At 71.6% G+C, this 12,098-nt stretch carries 12 protein-coding genes; 2 read left to right on the top strand and 10 right to left on the bottom strand.

Annotated features, from left to right (window positions below):
- Window positions 1–511: 511 nt before the first annotated feature.
- Window positions 512–1,852, top strand: coding sequence for an ATP-binding protein (locus AC6EXY_RS30500; protein WP_101831781.1), 1,341 nt, complete (start codon window positions 512–514; stop codon window positions 1,850–1,852).
- Between the two features lie 195 nt (window positions 1,853–2,047).
- Entirely contained in the window at window positions 2,048–2,602 is a 555-nt protein-coding gene (locus tag AC6EXY_RS30495) for a flavoprotein (RefSeq protein ID WP_101831787.1), read from the top strand.
- Window positions 2,603–2,617: 15 nt separating this feature from the next.
- Here AC6EXY_RS30495 and AC6EXY_RS30490 read toward each other — a convergent pair whose 3' ends face one another.
- The 10 genes from AC6EXY_RS30490 to AC6EXY_RS30445 form a co-directional block, all read right to left on the bottom strand.
- Window positions 2,618–3,694, bottom strand: coding sequence for a zeta toxin family protein (locus AC6EXY_RS30490; protein WP_165818357.1), 1,077 nt, complete (start codon window positions 3,692–3,694; stop codon window positions 2,618–2,620).
- Window positions 3,687–3,995, bottom strand: a complete 309-nt coding sequence (locus AC6EXY_RS30485) for a hypothetical protein (RefSeq protein ID WP_165818358.1) — start codon at window positions 3,993–3,995, stop codon at window positions 3,687–3,689. The genes AC6EXY_RS30490 and AC6EXY_RS30485 overlap by 8 nt, the downstream gene beginning before the upstream one ends.
- Window positions 3,996–4,112: 117 nt before the next feature.
- Window positions 4,113–4,643, bottom strand: coding sequence for a hypothetical protein (locus tag AC6EXY_RS30480; protein ID WP_133150652.1), 531 nt, complete (start codon window positions 4,641–4,643; stop codon window positions 4,113–4,115).
- A 17-nt stretch (window positions 4,644–4,660) separates the two neighbouring features.
- Window positions 4,661–4,924, bottom strand: coding sequence for a hypothetical protein (locus AC6EXY_RS30475; protein ID WP_133150653.1), 264 nt, complete (start codon window positions 4,922–4,924; stop codon window positions 4,661–4,663).
- Window positions 4,925–4,947: 23 nt separating this feature from the next.
- Window positions 4,948–5,271, bottom strand: coding sequence for a VOC family protein (locus AC6EXY_RS30470; protein ID WP_101831784.1), 324 nt, complete (start codon window positions 5,269–5,271; stop codon window positions 4,948–4,950).
- A 47-nt stretch (window positions 5,272–5,318) separates the two neighbouring features.
- Window positions 5,319–5,831 (bottom strand): hypothetical protein, encoded by a 513-nt coding sequence (locus tag AC6EXY_RS30465; RefSeq protein ID WP_101831785.1) that lies wholly within the window; start codon window positions 5,829–5,831, stop codon window positions 5,319–5,321.
- Window positions 5,828–7,474, bottom strand: a complete 1,647-nt coding sequence (locus tag AC6EXY_RS30460; RefSeq protein ID WP_499818932.1) for a type IV secretory system conjugative DNA transfer family protein — start codon at window positions 7,472–7,474, stop codon at window positions 5,828–5,830. The genes AC6EXY_RS30465 and AC6EXY_RS30460 overlap by 4 nt, the downstream gene beginning before the upstream one ends.
- Window positions 7,474–8,964 carry a putative type IV secretion/conjugal transfer ATPase gene (locus tag AC6EXY_RS30455; protein WP_101833200.1) on the bottom strand — a complete coding sequence of 497 codons (1,491 nt, stop codon included), beginning with the start codon at window positions 8,962–8,964 and terminating at the stop codon, window positions 7,474–7,476. Before AC6EXY_RS30455 ends, AC6EXY_RS30460 begins: the two co-directional genes overlap by 1 nt.
- Window positions 8,961–10,499, bottom strand: coding sequence for an SCO6880 family protein (locus tag AC6EXY_RS30450; protein WP_101833199.1), 1,539 nt, complete (start codon window positions 10,497–10,499; stop codon window positions 8,961–8,963). Before AC6EXY_RS30450 ends, AC6EXY_RS30455 begins: the two co-directional genes overlap by 4 nt.
- Entirely contained in the window at window positions 10,496–12,079 is a 1,584-nt protein-coding gene (locus AC6EXY_RS30445) for a hypothetical protein (RefSeq protein WP_499818797.1), read from the bottom strand. The genes AC6EXY_RS30450 and AC6EXY_RS30445 overlap by 4 nt, the downstream gene beginning before the upstream one ends.
- Window positions 12,080–12,098: the final 19 nt, after the last annotated feature.

The following is a 12,098-nucleotide window of genomic DNA, read 5'->3' as shown; positions in this document are numbered from 1 at the left end:
ACCGGCTCGTCGGCATCCTCCACGGCTGCCTCAAGACCCAGACCGCCTACAGCGAGGCAACCGCCTGGCCACAAAACGTCACACTCGATGTCGCCGCTTGACATTCAAAAACATGGGATGTCTGACGCGCCGACGGACGAGGGGCGGGCCCGATCGGGCATCCAAGGCCCTCGGTGGGGGCTCGGGTGAGGGCTGCGCGGACCGCCCGAACGGGGATGCCAGGCCCGTCCGTCGAAGGTGCCGGCGAGCGGCGTCACGGCCGGGCCGCGCGGCCTCGTCCACCACCGTCCACCAGGATGTTCGCGGCGCGATGCGCGGCCCTCGGGCTTCTGCCGGACACCGTGGCGACCCTGCCCGGGGGAGCGCCCCCGGGCAGGGACACGGCGTAGGTCAACCGGTGCCGGTGCCAAGGTCCCGCCAGAAAGCTCCGACGGTCCCGGTGGGTTCGTCACTACCCGCGATGCAGAGTCGTGCGTGACGATCCGTCGGTGACCGACCTTGAGGAGCCAGCGTGCCCATCTGGCACATCCGTCCCTACGAGACCGTCGACTACGCGGCGACCGTGCGCCTGCTCGAGGAGGTGCGCAGCTCGCCGGGCGGTCCGCCGATCAACCTGACCGACACCGTGCTGGCCCTGCGGCACGAACCGCCCGACACCGAGTCGCCGGCGGTGGTCGCGATCGCCGGCGAGCACATCGTGGGGGCGGCCGTCGGGCGCAAGGAGGGCGGCAGGGGCCGGGTGCTCACCGTCGCGATCGCGCCGGCGTGGCGGCACCACGGCATCGGGTCGGGTCTGCTGCAGAGCGTCGAGAACCAGCTGCTGCACGTCGGCTGCCGCCAGATCACCACGCTGATCACGCCGGGCCAGTCGGACGAGGAGGCGTTCCTCAACCGCGGGTTCGCGGCGACCGGGCAGATGGTCTACGACAAGCAGATCCCGCTGCGCCCGGCGGACGTGTCCACCGTCGAGCGCTGGGGCGGCGCGCTGCTGAGCACGTCGGAGTGGTCGAACCTCGCCGGGATGGAGGAGGAGCGCTCGCTCATCGAGAAGCGGTTGCTGCTGCCGGTGCGCGAACGCGAGCTCGCCGAGGCGTACGGGGTGGTCATCCCGACGGCGATGCTGCTGTTCGGGCCGCCGGGGACGGGCAAGACGTCGTTCGCGCGGGCGGTGGCGGCGCGCCTCGAGTGGCCGTTCGTGGAGCTGCTGCCGTCGCGGCTGGCGTCGGGCGGCAGCGGGCTGGCCGCGGAGCTGCGTTCGGCGATCAACGCTCTGATGGGCGTCGAGCGGGTCGTCGTGTTCATCGACGAGGTGGACGAGATCGCGCAGTCGCGGGAGACCCGGCCGGAGAACCAGTCGGTCGTCAACGAGCTGCTTAAGGCGATCCCGCTGTTCCGCGGGGTGCAGGGACGGCTGCTGATCTGCGCGACGAACGCGGTGTCCGCGCTCGACCCGGCGTTCGTGCGGCCCGGACGGTTCGACCTCGTGCTCCCCGTCGGCCCGCCGGACGCGACCGGACGGCGGGTGCTGCTGGCCGGGCTGCTCGACCGGGTCGCGAACAAGGCGAAGATCGACCTTGACGCGGTGGTCGCCGCGACCGACCTGTTCACCCCCGCCGACCTCACCGCTGTCGTGCAGCGCTCCGCCGCCGCGGCCTTCCACCGGGCGACCGACGGCGGCTTCGAGCCCGGCAAGCCCGACTCCGACGCGGCCGGCCCCGGCCACGCCGATCCCGCCGCGTCGCCGCTGCGCACCGAGGACCTGATCGACGCGGCGCGGCAGGCCCGTCCAACCATCAGCCTCACCGAGCTCGACCGGTTCCGCCGCGACGCGGAGGCCTTCACCCGGATCTGACGGCCCACGCCCGTCGCTGTTCCCGGCCGCCGTGGGCCCTGGCCCCGGCCGCCGGGATCAGCACTATCGGACCTTTTAGGACGTTTCGTGCCTACTTTTCGCGATTTTGCCTGGTAGCGGCCCTGGCCGCGTAAGAATGATGATCGGCACCGACGACACGGCCTTCTCCGCACGCTGCAGATGGGGTACCCCACCATGACTGTCGGAACACGCGCGCTCTACATCGTCGTCTGCGGTGGGGGATATCCCGCTGGCGACCTCCCAGCCTTCGTCCGCCAGGCGGCCACGGCCGACTGGGACATCCGTGTCGTCGCGACTCCGTCCTCACTGAAGTTCATCGACACCGCGCTGCTCGCGAACCTCAGCGGGCATCCGGTGCGCAGCGAGTACGTCCTCGTCGAGGACGACGACGAGGAACGCCCGATCCCCGACGCGGTCGTGGTCGCTCCGGCGACGTTCAACACGGTCAACAAGTTTGCCACCGGTATCTCCGACACCCTGGCGCTCAGCCTGCTGAACGAGACAATCGGCTCGGGTATCCCCATCATCGTCGCGCTGCCGCCGAACCCGACCCACGCCAAGCACCCGGCGTTCCTCGCGAACATCGCCACCCTGCGCTCCTGGGGCGTCGAGGTGATCTTCGACTACGAGGGCGTCGTCCTCGAGAACGTCCCCGACATCGAGGCGTGGAAGGCCATGTTCCCCTGGCAGAAGACCTTCGACGCCCTGGAGGCCACCAAGAAGCCCTGACCCGCCCGCCACCGCCTACCGGGGTCCGAATTCCGGATTGTGGTCGGGTCCGGTATCCGGTGCCGGATCCGGATGGGCCGGCCGGGATTGCAGCGGGTCCGGGTTTGGGACGGGCTGGGCTGGTGGCGGGGAGCTGGCCAGCCGATCGCGTATCTCAGCCAGGCGCCGCCCGGTCTGGCCGGGTTCGGCCAGCAGGTCGGCGGTGGGGGCGGTGCTGCTGGTCCAAGGGTGCGCCAGATGCGGTCGGGCGAGGTCCACGACGGCGCCCACCGCCTCCCGTTCGTCCTGGGTTCTGGCATGGGCGTGCAGCTGACGTGCGGCAGTGGTGAACCGGGCGGTCTCCTGAGGTGTCCAAAGCCGGGTACGTTCGGTGTGGACTACTTCGGCGGCCCGCGGAGGTTCACGCCAGCTGCCGTCGGGTTGGCGGCTGTTGTGGTAAATGACGGCGTTCCCTCGAAGGACCACGCTGGTGACGTCGACCGGAACGGTGCCGGCGTCGATCGCCTGGGCCTCCCGCTGGATGCCGGCGTAGGAGGCGTCGTGGACGGCCGGGTCGATCGGTCGGCCGTGACCGTGGGTGGCCACCTGCTGCCAGTACCGGTCGAGGACCCCGAGCCGACTCCACGCAGCGGGTACGGCGAGGAAGAGCACCTCGACGCGGTAGCCGCCAGCGGCGAACCGCCGCGCCGGTTGCTCAAACTCGTCCGGCAGCCGCATCGCCGACTCCATGATGACGTCGACGCGCTCGTTGATCGCCCACTCCTGGGCCTTCTCCATCCACCGGCGGCCGTCGATACTGGTGTATGCGCCGGCGGTGGTGTCGTCGGCCGCCATGAGCGCGGGGTATCGCGGATGGTAGGGCTTGAGCACGTCAAGGTCGATGCTGATCGCGCCGCCGCGCTGGTCAAGGGCGCGACGGGCCATCAGCGAGGTGTTGGTCTTGCCTGCGCCGGTCTGCCCCGCGACGAAGACGACCACCGGGGTGGCCTGTGCCGGCCTGCCGCCGTACTCGCGCGGGACGATCGCCGCGCGGAAGATCTCCTCGTTGTCGGCGTCGGAAAGCAGATAACGGGTGCGGTCGACCTCAGCCACGGAACTGCCGCAGGTAGGCAAGTGCCTCGGCGGCGGCCTGGCGGGTCTCGTCGATGAACGCGGGATCGGTGGGGCGCAGCGCGCGACGCCGGGCGATGAAGGCCGTCTGCTGGGCCTCCCACGCGGCCACGTCGGTGGCCGAGTAGGCGGCACGGTTGTGCCGGGCCTGCCACAACAGGGCGGCGTAGCCACCAACGACCTGGTTGACCTCCTCGACCGCGATCTCACAGCGGGCCGCGACAACATCGTCCCACTCGAACGGTTCAAGTCCGCCCAGAACACCATCCCGCTCGTCGGTCATGTCTCCATCATCCCCTACTGCTCTGGTCGCGGCTGCGATCTGCGGATCGACGAAGACTCAAACTCGTTTTCGTCCTGGATCGGCGTCTACACGTTCTCCCTTTTTTCTGTCTGCCTCTCAGCTCAGGGGGCTTGGTCCTTCCACGCCGACGCCCGGATCCATATCCGGACCCGGAAAGGGATGTTCGCGTGGAGGTACGGGTCCCTGCTCTGGCATCGGCTCGGGGGCTGTCTGTGCAAGCCGGTGCTTCAGATCTGCGATCCGGCCGGAGACGCTCCGCTCGGGTGCTGAGACCGGGTCTGCAGCAGGCCGGTAGTAAACGACTTCTTCTGATCGCCGACTCAGGATCGTCGTCTCCCCGGTGGGCCCGATTTTGATGATGTTGCCTTTGGTGACAGCCTCGAGACCACCGTCGGGCTGGCGGTTGATGTAGTCGTCGCGGGGTGGGTACATGCGGCCGTCGAACTTGAGCCCCGGATTGGGGTCGCGGGGCACACCGCTGTATTCGTCCTCGACGGCGTCCAGGGTGGTGTTGAGCTGAGTCAGTGCTTCCTGCGCGCTGGCCGGCGGCGGCAATTCATCCAACCGGTGGTAGACGATTTGCAGACGCTCGTGCAGAGGCAGAGGCAGAGGATGGGGCGTACTCATGCTCTGTCTGCTCCCGGTCACCGACTGGTGCGGAAGGCGTCGCGGATGAGAGTGAAGGCTGCTTCGGCGGAGGCAACGATATGTTCGTAGCCGGTGAACGCCTGCTCGGGGGATGGATCGACGGACACCCCCCATTCCGCTGCGCCGGGCCTGCCGGCGATGGCTGCGTGACGGTCGGCTGCCCGGACGTCGATCACGACCGCCCCGGACGGGAATGACTCGATCGTCGTGGCGATGTCCTCGCCGAGGATCGAGCGGGCCAAGGCCGCGTAGTCGACCACGTTGGGCTCCTTCTCAGCCGCGTTCACGGGGTGACGTGCAGGTCGACGGCACGCCCGTCGGGATCACGAAGGACGTGGTCACCTGGGGGAAAAACAGTTCCGAGGCTGGCGTGGGAGACGGTCAGGCCTACCCTGGCCCGCCCGGTCGCTGGGCCGGAACCCGCCGGGTAGAGCTCGAGGACGGCACCCCCGGCCAGGACCGCGGCATAGTGCTCCGGACCGGCTCCATGGCGTTCACGCTCGAACGCCAAACCGAGATTCCGGTAGAAATCATGGGATAACGGCAGGTCGGAACAGTAAAGGACAAGCAGGCTTATCTGAGCCAGGGGCGGCGATTCATTGTTCATGGCGATTCCGTCTCAGAGATCCCTACGGCTGACGCATGGGGTGGTGCTCAGCTTCCGGCCGCCGCAGCCGTTGTGGCTCTGGTGCTTTGCCGGGCGACGAACGCAGCAAAGTCGCTGTCGTCGTGGATTGGTCCCACGCCGTGTTCCTTGTGGGTGCCGGCGCCGCAGCGGGGGGATCGTCGGGCAAAGCGGGCCCGGGCGCGGGCGAGCCAGTCGAGCCAACGGACGGGGTCGTCGGGGCGGTCGTCATGGTAGGCGGCCTGCCAGGCAAGCCAGAGTCCGGTGAGTTCCTCGACGAGGTCGCCGTGCCGGTACCAGCAGGGTGGGATGTCGTCGATGCGGAAGCGTTCGGTCAGCCAGCGCACCCAGTCGCCGAACTCCTGCCAGGTGGAGCGTAGCCGGTCGGGGTCGAGGTTCTCCCAGCGAAACGGCGTCCCGGGCCGGTCCGTCCTGTGGGTAGTGCGCCGGGCGCCCTGTTCTTCCAGGGCCAGCACACGGTCGACGAGTTGGGAGACGACGTCGAGGAGTTCGTCCATCTGGCCGCGGGCGGGGGCGGTCATGGGCTGGTCCGTTCATGGGGGTAGTAGGCGTCGTGGTCGGCGCGGAGTTGTGCGCCGTCGCGGCGCCGGTCGACCTGTTGGAGGCGGATCCAAGTCGGGGGTGCTGAGCGTGGGAGGAGCAGGGCGTTGCCGAGGGGGGCGTTGCGGATCTCGTCGGGTTCGAGGACCCGGCGGCGTCGAAGGCTGGTGCTGACCTGGTCGGGTCCGGAGGCGGCGGCGCCGAGCAGGCCGCCGCGGGTGTAGACGGAGGCGGTGGGTTCGTCGTATTCGCCGGCGGTCTTGGAGAGGTCCTCGAGGTCGCGGACGTCGGAGACGCCGGGCAGGATCAGTTTGTAGGTGGCGGCGTCCCACATGGCCTTGGCCGCGTGTTCGCCCCAGGAGCGGCGGGCCTGGTTCAGGGACTGCAGAACGGCCATGAGGAACACCCCGGAGCCGCCGCCGTAGCTGAACAGGTCGGGCAGGCGGGGTAGGGCGGCGATGTTGGCGGCCTCGTCGAGCATGAGGCCGAGGGGTGGGGTGAGCCGCCCGCCCGGGGAGGTGGCGGCGCGTTGCAGGCCGATCTCGATGATCTCGTCGACGAGCAGGGCGGTGAGCGGGCCGATGGTCTCCTGGGAGGCGGGGGTGCCCTGGATGTGGACGGTGCCTCCGGCGAGCAGCCGGGCGGGGTCGAAGCCGGTGCCAGCGGGCGGGCAGGCGGCGTCGAGGACGATGGGGTCCCACAGGGAGGCCAGGGCGAGGCGGACACCGAAGAAGATGTTGGCCTGCATCCGCGGGTCCTCGGTGGAGTAGCGGGCGAGGGATTCCGCCCAGGCCTGAGTGGCCAGGCCCGCGCGGCGGATGGCGGTGACGGGGGTGGGGTCGGCGGGGTCCGAGGACCAGGCAAGCACGTCGCGCATGGATGCTCCGGCGAGGGCGGCGGCGTGCAGGTAGGCGGCGAGGACGATGGCGGAGACCTGCCGCCAGTCGGAACCGTTCTCGGTGCCGGCGCCGATCTGGGCGGAGGAGGCGAGGACCTGGCCGCGGCGCAGGGCGGTGGAGGGGTCGTCGGCGCCGGCGGTGGGATCCCAGCGCAGCGGCTCGCCGACGGGCGGGGTGGGCTGCCAGGGGTTCCACACCCAGACCGGGCCGTGGGTGCGGGCGCGGGCGGCGGCGGTCCAGGCGGCGAGGTCGGGGCGGATGGAGGTGGCGACGACGGGGCCGGGCCAGTCGATGACGGCGCCGGCGAGCAGGCCGCGGGTCTTACCGGAACGGGCGGGGCCGACGATGAGGCAACCGTCCTCGACGGTGGCGTGCACGCCGCTGGTGCCGAGGTGGCCGATGCGGATCGCCGCGTCGGCGGCGGTCGCGGCGCTGCCGAGGTCGGGGCGTAGGTGGGCGGCGCGGGCGGTGACGGCCCGGGCGGAGGCGTCGCGACGTACCCGTGTCGAGCCGCCGGCGCGCAGCCGTCGCAGGCCGAGGGCGGCCAGCGTGAACAGGGCTGCCGCGGCGGCGAGCAGGAGCGCGAACAGCACGTAGCCGGCCGGGCCGCCGAGGCGGGTGCAGGTCCGCCACAGCAGGTAGACGGTGCCGGCGGCGATCATCAGCGCCGGGAGCAGCAGGCCGTCGCGGGCCCCTCCCCCGGCGGATGGTCCGGGTCTGGTCATCAGGTGGCCATGCGTTCGTCGGTGTGGTAAAGCTGCGCTTCGGTGTCGGTGAGGACGAGTTGGACGGGGTAGCCGCCGAGTCCGGCGATCTTCCACAGGCCGCGGCCGCGGTCCCCGCCGCCCCACGAGGCCACGAGGCCGCGTTCGGCGTCGGTGAGGCCGACGGCGTCGGCGAGGTCGGCGAGGGGCCGGGTGTCCTGGGCGAGCAGGATGCGCACGTCGCAGGAGGAGACGAGCTCGCGGGCGATGGCGACGGCCTCGGAGCCGGCGGCGCCGACGGCCTCGAAGTCGGCGAGGCGGTGGGTGGCGAGGACCTGGATGGTGCCTTCGGCGCGGGACAGCCGCAGGTCGGAGTCGATCTTGCGGACGAACTCGACGCCGGCGCGGAGCTGGCGCCACACCTCGTCGCGGATAACCATGCGTAGTCGGCCGGGTTCGTCGATGGCGGCCTGGCCCCAGGTGGACAGGCAGGACAGGCCGACGACGACCGCGTCCTCGCCGCGTTGGGACAGCCGGGAGATGTCGACGGACTGCATGGGGGCATCGAAGTCGAGGGCGACGGTGGTGGGGGCGTCGAAGATGCCGGCGAGGTTGCGGACCATCGAGCCGAGCGCGTCGGTGACCCGGCGGAACAGGGTGACGAACTCGGCGCGTGAGGCGCAGCGCACGGCGGTGACGAGCGGGTCGGGGGCGTCGAGGAGCACCTGGTGGACGTCGGGGATGGTGGGGTCGGCCAGGGTCGTCGCGGCGCGGTCCTCACCGGTGGTGAGACGCAGGGCTTCGGCGAGGACTGTCTCGTCCTCGGGTCCGACGGGGGTGCGGGCGGCGACGAGAGTGACGAGCAGCCGCAGCCGTCGGCGGGTGATCTCGGCGAGGCGTTCGGTGAGCAGGGTCGGGTCGGTGGGCAGCCGGGTGCCCAGCGGGCCGGCGTCGAGGGGGTTGAGCCGGCCGGGCAGGCCGGGTCCGAGTTCGCTGACGGTGCCACCGACGGCGCGTACGAGCGGGCCGTACTCGCCCTTGAGGTCGCCGAGGACCAGGGTGGACACACCGAACTGGGACAGCCGCAGCGACAGGGCCTTCAGCGTGGCGGACTTGCCGGCGCCGGGGCTACCGGAGACGAGCAGGTTGGGATTGCGGACCAGGCCGCGGTGCAGCCATTCCACGGGATGACAGGAGAACGCCGCGCCGGTGATGACGTCGTAGCCGATGTAGGCGCCGACCGGCGGCACCCCGGCGCGGGTCAGCATCGGGTAGAGGCCCTGGACGGACGCGGTGGAGCCGCGCCACACCGCGGCCTGTGCGGTGTTCGCGGCCCGGCCGCCGAACGGGCCGCGCCGGCCGCGGCGCGCCACCCACGCGCGTGGCGCCGGCGCGCCGTCGGGTTCGGCGGGCGGGGCGGGCGCCGGGCGGGGTGCGGGCAGCAGCTCGCCGAGGGAACGGGCCGGAAGGGAGGTCAGGTCCCGGGCCCGGGCCCGGGCGGCGCGGCTCATGCCCACGCCCGGGTGCTGGGCAGGCCGAGACCGAGGGGAAGGGTGGTGGCGAAGGCGGCGTCCTGGGCCATCCACAGCCGGCGCAGGACCAGCCGGCAGCCCTGCCCGGCCGCGTCCGCCTCCAGCTCCGCGCAGGCCTCCTCGAGACGTTCGGGGTCGGTGACGGTGACGGTGAGGTAGCCGGCGAACTTCACCAGGCCGTGGCCGAGCGCGTTCTCCGCTTCCTGACGTTGAGCGTCGGCGAGGGCCTGCCGTTCGCTGGTGCGCACAAGTCCGCCGGTGCGTTGACGCATGCTGACCGAGAACGACGAGCGGGTGATGTCGCCGAGGACCGCGCGTTCCGCCTGGGAGGGCGGGAGCGGTTCGTAGACCATCGCGATCGCGCGCCGCGCCGTCGCGGTCGACCGCAGCACCGGTACCAGGCCGCCGGCCGCGACCGGCGAGCGTGGCCACTCGTAGACCTGGTAGGTCACCGAGTAACCGCCGTCGTGATGGTAGGAGCCGAGCTTCGCCTCGGCCGCCGCCGGGCCGGCGAGTTCCGGGTCCACCCCCGGCGCCGTGCCCGCCCAGGCCGGGTCGCCGGCGGCGGCGCGGTGCGCGGCCCGTGGGCCGGCAGCGTGTGGGTCGAAGGCGGTGCGGATCACCTCGGCCAGGTCGCGCACTCCCAGCCAGCGGCGCACCTCGATGCCGGCTGAGCGCATCCGGTCGAGTGCGGCGCCGACCTCCCGGATCAGCACCGCCGCCGCCCCGGTGTCGCCGCCGCCGGCCGCTTTGATCGCCGAACGGGCTCGCTGCTGGGACAGGGAGACCGTCAGGTAGGCCTCGTGGCGGGACTGCCAGACCTGCTGTCCGCCGAGCAGCGCCGTCGCGGTGCTGGCCGCCAGCGGCGGGGCGTCGAGGGTGGTGTGCGCGGCGGTCCACTGCACCAGCTCGGCGCCGTCCTCCGGCAGATACCGCTGGTAAAGGCCCACCCGCGTCACCGGCTTGCCCTCCTCGCACCAGCCGGCGAGCAGCGCCCCCCACGCTCCCACCCGCCGCGCCGCCGACGACGCGTCCGCCAATGCCAGACCGGGGAACTGGATGTGCAGCACCACCGTGTAGGACTGCTCGTACGGATGGTGCACGACCGCGACCGGCGTGCCCGCGCCGAGTTCCTCCTCCAGGAACCGCAGCGGCGCCAGCACCCCGGGCAGATCGGCCCGGGGCAGCCCGGCGGGGTCCCGTGGGTCGGCGGCCGGCTGCCACGCGGCCCCCGCGTACCAGGTCTCCCGGGCTGCCTTCGCCCGCCTGAACCGCACCATGCGCAGCATCCACTCCCCGACCGCGAGTCCCTGCACCCGCATCCACGCGGCGACCAGCATCAGGCCCGCCAGCGGCAGGACCACCGGCACCGCCGACCAGGCCCCGTTGGCGACCACGAACCCGGTCATCATCACGGCGGCGACGACGAGCAGCGCCCGTGGGACGCTCAGCCCCAGCGCCCACGACCCCGCCCGGTCTCGCTTCCACCCGTGATAGGTCTCGACCGAACTCATGGGCGCTTACCCCAGCCCATCCCGCCCGGGTTACGCACCACCACAGGCTGCGCGGGGCGTGGGGTGACCGGTGGTCGGCCGTCCGGTACCTGCGCCGGCACCACGTCCGGCTGCTCCTCAGCCGGTACCGCCTGCGGCTGTTCCTTCCCGGGCAGCACCGGCGGGGCGGCGGGCGGTGGCTTCGCGATCGGCATGCCATCCCCAGGCCGGGGCACCGCCGACGCACCCAGCTCCGCACCGCCGTCACCAACCGGCACCGGCGCCTCCGCCTCGGCGGCCTCCGTCCCACCGCCACCCGGCGGCGCCGACGGCGGCCCACCGGCAGGAACGGGCGCGGGCGCCACCGGCGCCCCCGACGGCGCACCGCCCCCACCACCTCCACCGCCCGCAGCAGAGGTCGGGCGAGCCGACGGGCGGGATGCCGAACGCCCTCCCCCGCCGCCTCGGCCGCGCAGCCAGGGGGTGTCCACGGACTCGCCGATGCCACCCAGGCCCGCGTGCGCCGCCGTACGACCCATCCCGCGCTGGAAACCACCCACCGCGGCCGTCGCCGCCATCGCTGCCATCGGCAGAAACCCCGCCGCGGCACCCGCCGCCGCGCCACCACCGGCCGCGCCGCCCGCCGCACCCCCGGCGGCCTGCCCGCCGCCCATCCGCTGCAGCATCGCCGGATCCAGCGGATTACCGCCGCCCCCGCCGCCCCCACCATTCATGCTCGACATCCGCGAACCAAGACCCGACGTGGCACCGATCAGCAGACCCAGACCACCGGAGACCTGACCATCCACGTCGATCGCGAAGAACCGGGCCAGCGCCGGCCAGCACAACACCGCCGCCGCCAACGTCATCAACGCCACGATCACCTGCGTCAGACCGTCGGCCCCATTCGCCTCCCGGAACCCGATCGCGAAACACAAAGTGATCGACGGCGGAACCAGCAGCAGCCGGAACGTCGCCATCGCCTGCCGCTGCCACCACACCGCCGTGCGATCCGACAACAACCCCGACGCCCCGATCGGCGCCGTCGCGACCAGCACCCCGATCGCGACCTTCACCATCAGAATCTCCGCCCACAACACCAGCACGATGAGAATCGACAGCAGGCCGAACACCAGACCCAGCGCCGGCGTCGGCTCATTCTTGATCACCGCCTTCGCATCTTCAAGGAACGCCTTCTGATCCCCATGAGTCGCATCGACAATCCACTGGCAGATGTTCGCCGACAGATCCGCGCCCGTCTGCACCACCGTCTCGGTGACCGCGATCGCCAACGTCGCCCTCGCCAGCCCCGACAACGCCGCCGTCACATACCCGCCGTCCGCCGCCAACTGCGTCCGCACAATCGCGATCAGCAGCACCATCACCGCAACAATCGCACCCAGCCCCGTACAGAGCGTGTAGACGTCGTGCAACCCCGCCTGGTTATAGTTCACCTTCGAGATTTTCGGCCACGCATCCATCAAATTGCCGATGAGATTCACTCCCGCAGTAGTGAACTGCGCGACGATAACCCCCCACACACCATTGACCGCGGCCCCGACCCCGGCCTTCGCCGCATCACCGATCCCGCCGGCGATCAACCCCCCGACAGGGAGGGCT

It is taken from the genome of Frankia sp. RB5, assembly GCF_059816245.1.
This window is presented reverse-complemented; position numbering and strand designations above follow the sequence as displayed.

Bases quoted from the DNA above. Each gene is read 5' to 3' on its own strand.
- AC6EXY_RS30495 (WP_101831787.1), top strand. From the start codon at position 2,048: ATGACTGTCGGAACACGCGCGCTCTACATCGTCGTCTGCGGTGGGGGA.
- AC6EXY_RS30485 (WP_165818358.1), bottom strand. From the start codon at position 3,995: ATGACCGACGAGCGGGATGGTGTTCTGGGCGGACTTGAACCGTTCGAG.
- AC6EXY_RS30480 (WP_133150652.1), bottom strand. From the start codon at position 4,643: ATGAGTACGCCCCATCCTCTGCCTCTGCCTCTGCACGAGCGTCTGCAA.
- AC6EXY_RS30470 (WP_101831784.1), bottom strand. From the start codon at position 5,271: ATGAACAATGAATCGCCGCCCCTGGCTCAGATAAGCCTGCTTGTCCTT.
- AC6EXY_RS30465 (WP_101831785.1), bottom strand. From the start codon at position 5,831: ATGACCGCCCCCGCCCGCGGCCAGATGGACGAACTCCTCGACGTCGTC.
- AC6EXY_RS30460 (WP_499818932.1), bottom strand. From the start codon at position 7,474: ATGACCAGACCCGGACCATCCGCCGGGGGAGGGGCCCGCGACGGCCTG.
- AC6EXY_RS30455 (WP_101833200.1), bottom strand. From the start codon at position 8,964: ATGAGCCGCGCCGCCCGGGCCCGGGCCCGGGACCTGACCTCCCTTCCG.
- AC6EXY_RS30450 (WP_101833199.1), bottom strand. From the start codon at position 10,499: ATGAGTTCGGTCGAGACCTATCACGGGTGGAAGCGAGACCGGGCGGGG.